Below are 3,943 nucleotides of genomic sequence, written 5' to 3'. Positions count from 1 at the left end.
CATAATTATGAGTCCTATTAATATTATTTTTTCAGGAAGATTGTTCACCTGTATATGATGTTGAGCCAAGCTTCCAATATATACTGAAATCATAGAGGATATTACTATTTTTGCTGGGGATACATCTCGCAAAAATATGTATATATAGACTGTAATTGCACAAATCATTGCCCCTATTGGAAATGAGAGCATGAAAGCATAAGCTAATGTCGAGTAATTAAGATTTTCTGGGGCTATACCATAAGCTATGTCAAACTTAAACTTTGCGATCCATAAGCATACTGAATATGTAAAGCCAGTTACACCCCATTTAACCACTGAATTATTAAATACTTTATTTAATAATTCACGATATCCTATGTATACACTAGTTAATAAAGCTATAGATGATAGAAAAATTGGAACGGCAATGTATATATTTTCTAGCCATGATGGATTTTCTACAATCAGGTATCCAAAAGGTATTAAGTATATTATAGCCAATAGTTGAGGATTGTTTAATTTGGGTGATGCATCAACTAACTTATTTTTATAATTCATACAACGTCCTTATTTCAACTTTAACGCCAAATCTTCAGCTTTTGGATGATAATACCGCATTAGCATTCTTGGATCTTTATGTCCTGTAATTTTGGTTAGTTCATGCATAGGGAAAATTTCAGCTAGTCGAGAAGTTGCTTCATGTCGAAGGTCATGAAATCTTAAATCTTTAAGGAAAGATTCATCACATAATGAGTTTGTTTTCTCGTATCGTTCTCTGGCTCGTTTTACAGCTCGGTCAAAAGCTCGGGTAATCGCGTCTGCACGCATATCAAAAACCTTATCAGCAGCTGGCTTAGAATGTTCCTTGAGATTGGACAGTATCGTAATGGCTTTCGTTGATAAAGGGACATCGCGGGCATTACCATTCTTAGTATCCGGCAGATGTGCAACTCGCCGATCAAGATCAATAAAGCGCCATCGAAGTTCTGCGATTTCGCTACGGCGCATAGCTGTCTCTAACGCCAGAAGAATGATTGTTGGCAATACTAATGAATGCGTTGCGGCGATGATATGTTCGATCTCGTTGGCTATTTCCTTTCCAGACGTAACTCCGGTTTTCTCAGAAACTACAGGCAGCGCTTCCAAGCGTCTGGTCCTGGAGTTCTTGGGTTGGGGTTTGCGAATGGCCTCTACGGGATTCAGTAGGCTCTCCATGCCCCATTCTTTCCGCGAAACATTGAATACATGAGAAAGTAAGGCCAAACGCCTTAAAACGGTTGCAGGAGCATAGATTTTCAACCATTCATCTCTCAGCTTGGCGACATCGGCACTCCTGATGCTGGCCATATAGTTTTTCGCCAGCTGAGTGCCTTTTAGTATCCGCACCAATGATCGGTCTTGCACTGCCCCTTTTTTGTCGGGAACAATCTCTTTTTCATATCGCGTTAGGGCTTCATACAACGTCGTAGATTCCGCTTCGCTGCGGCTAAGCCAAACTCCTCTCGCCATTTCTGACTCGATCATTTTGGCCCAAGCTTCTGCTTCCACTTTGGTGTTAAAGGTTTTGGTTTGAGAGGGAAAACCACGTTTACGGATTTGAGCTTCCCATTGGTAGTTACCACGTTTGCGTATAGTCGCCATTTCTGCCTGATTCCTAACGAACTGTGGCAATATTGTGGCAAAAAATCCATTTAAATTCGATAGGTATTGATTTTACAAGATCAATTTACGCATTCGTAATGCGAAGGTCGTAGGTTCGACTCCTATTATCGGCACCATTAAAATCAAAGAGTTACCCCATATTTAAATACACCACGTTTCCTCCTGTGCCGCATTTGTGCCATTGTAACCTTGGCAATTCATCAAAATACTGTTCTGACATCAGGCAGTGCAGGTGCAGCTATTTAAACCAATTGCTGCCGCCATTCTTTGACGTAGTCAATCAGGGCGCGGAGCTTTGGTGCAATATTGCGACGCTGTGGGAAATACAGATAGAAGCCCGGAAATTGTGGAAGAAAGTCATCAAGCAGCGATACAAGCTTACCGCTTTCAATATATGGCCTGAAAGTTTCCTGAGTGGCAATTGTTATTCCTCCGCCGGCAAGAGCCAGCCTCAACATCAGACGCAGATCATTAGTCGTAATCTGCGGTTCAATCGCAAGGTCGAAAGTTCTCCCGTTTTCTTCAAATGGCCAGCGATAAGGCGCAACCTCCGGGGACTGACGCCAGCCGATACACTTATGGGTATTTCCCCCGGAGGCGAGAAAGCGCTCTCCACGCCCGGCCGCAAGGATCAGGACGACGGGGGCAGGCATGAATCCTCCTCCTGATGGAGACGTACAGAGGCGACTTCTGCCAGCACGGAGAGTGCCAGAGTATGCGCATCCCGGGCTTTGGGGAATATCCCGACGGGTGCCCGGATTTGCGTTGTTTCCTCCCTGGACCATCCCAGCTCGTGGAGCTTTTGCAGACGTAACGTGTGGGTTCGATAGCTGCCCAATGCGCCGAGATAAAAGGGTTTTGCTTCTCGCGCGGCCTGCAACACTGGCAGCTCCCGGTTGAGATCATGGCACAGCAAAATGACCGCCGTATCGGTATCGATCTGAGCGCTGGCTGAGGCCGGAAAAAGATCGAAGATATGGCTGTCATAGCCTGTGGCTGCTGCAAGACTCGCAGTTGCCTGCGCCTCAAGAGAACGTCCGTAAATCATCAGCCTGACGCATGGCCTGAACCCCACCTCAAAGCCATTGAGATTCCAGCCCGTTCGGGTTTGCGTGGGCAGGCACACCAGCGATTGTGCTTGCGGATCGTAGCGCAGCCCCGCCGGTTTTCTCTGTTCCAGACGGTTCAGCACGGCGAGCAGAGGCTGTGCCGAGCGTAGTTTATGGAGCGTCAGCGTGATCCCACCGCCGCAGGGCAGAACGATGTCAAACCACGGCGAACCTTCGCCATAGCGAATTTCGCGATCGCGGCCTGAGCCCATCATCTCCAGCGCTTCAAAAGCGGCAGCGGCCTCCACGCAGCCGCCAGAGACAAAACCGCAGTAACGACCATCTTCGCGAACCACCATCTGCGCCCCGAGCGGGCGCGCTGCGCCGCCGCGTATCTCCACCAGCGTCACCAGCACCGCTCCTTTACCGGACATTAGCGCCTCTACGGCGAAGCGCAGAATGGTCCGGTGGTCATCGGTGAGAAACGCCTGCTCTGGCTTATGCCAGTGTTCGTCTTTATCAAAAAGCGGGTATGACATTGTTTCTCCTTAAACCACATCCGGCAGCTTATCGAGCAGCTTATCCAGAGTGATGGGATAATCCCGTACCCGAATACCGGTGGCGTTATACACCGCGTTGGCGATAGCCGCGCTCACGCCGCACAGGCCCAGCTCACCGACACCTTTGGCCTTCATCGGGGAGGATATGGGGTCGGTATCATCCAGGAAAATCACCTCCTGTTTTGGGATATCCGCATGGACCGGCACCTCATACCCCGCCATATCGTGATTAACGAAGTAGCCCAAACGGTCATCCACCGCCAGCTCCTCCATCAGTGCCGCGCCCATGCCCATAGTCATTGCGCCAATGACCTGGCTGCGCGCAGTTTTCGGATTCAGGATGCGTCCTGCAGCACACACAGCGAGCATACGCCGGACCCGAACTTCTCCCGTCGCGCTATGCACGCCGACCTCCACAAAATGCCCGGCAAAGGTCGACTGCTGGTACTCTTTGCTCAGTGTTCCGAATTCAATGCTCTCTTCCGCTGTCAGTCTGCCGCCTGCGGTGGCTTCATGTAGCGTGGCGCTTCGGGTACCGTTGGTAATCTTGCCGTCGGCAAACTGCGACTGCTCAGGATCAAACCCGACTGCCGAGGCAATCATTTCGCGAAGCTTCATACAGGCGGCGTAAACGCCGGAGGTGGAGGTATTCGCGCCCCATTGTCCACCAGAACCCGCAGAAACCGGGAA

General features: G+C 49.3%; 3 protein-coding genes, 1 tRNA gene and 2 pseudogenes. 1 reads left to right on the top strand and 5 read right to left on the bottom strand.

Going from position 1 to position 3,943, the window contains the following annotated elements:
- Positions 1-540, bottom strand: a 540-nt coding sequence (locus tag QZF50_RS22915; protein ID WP_290389011.1) for a hypothetical protein, incomplete at its 3' end; no start/stop codon positions are given.
- 9 nt (positions 541-549) lie between these two features.
- Positions 550-1,623 carry a site-specific integrase gene (locus QZF50_RS22910; RefSeq protein ID WP_061892105.1) on the bottom strand — a complete coding sequence of 358 codons (1,074 nt, stop codon included), beginning with the start codon at positions 1,621-1,623 and terminating at the stop codon, positions 550-552.
- 25 nt (positions 1,624-1,648) lie between these two features.
- Here QZF50_RS22910 and QZF50_RS22905 point away from each other — a divergent pair.
- Positions 1,649-1,760 (top strand) — tRNA-Ser (locus QZF50_RS22905).
- Between the two features lie 126 nt (positions 1,761-1,886).
- On the opposite strand, the pseudogene QZF50_RS22900 reads toward QZF50_RS22905, so the two are convergent.
- From QZF50_RS22900 to paoC, 3 genes and pseudogenes are all read right to left on the bottom strand, one after another.
- Positions 1,887-2,225: pseudogene (locus QZF50_RS22900) on the bottom strand (LysR substrate-binding domain-containing protein); the annotation flags it as partial.
- Between the two features lie 50 nt (positions 2,226-2,275).
- The gene (gene paoD / locus QZF50_RS22895) at positions 2,276-3,232 is read right to left on the bottom strand and encodes a molybdenum cofactor insertion chaperone PaoD (protein WP_000121356.1); all 957 of its coding nucleotides are present in this window, start codon (positions 3,230-3,232) and stop codon (positions 2,276-2,278) included.
- 9 nt (positions 3,233-3,241) lie between these two features.
- A pseudogene (gene paoC, locus QZF50_RS22890) lies at positions 3,242-3,943 on the bottom strand (aldehyde oxidoreductase molybdenum-binding subunit PaoC); the annotation flags it as partial.

Origin of the sequence: uncultured Escherichia sp. (genome assembly GCF_948475835.1) — a bacterium.
In the GTDB taxonomy this organism is placed as follows: domain Bacteria; phylum Pseudomonadota; class Gammaproteobacteria; order Enterobacterales; family Enterobacteriaceae; genus ECMA0423.
Note: the sequence above shows the minus strand (reverse complement) of the source record. Positions and strands in the feature narration are given on the sequence as shown.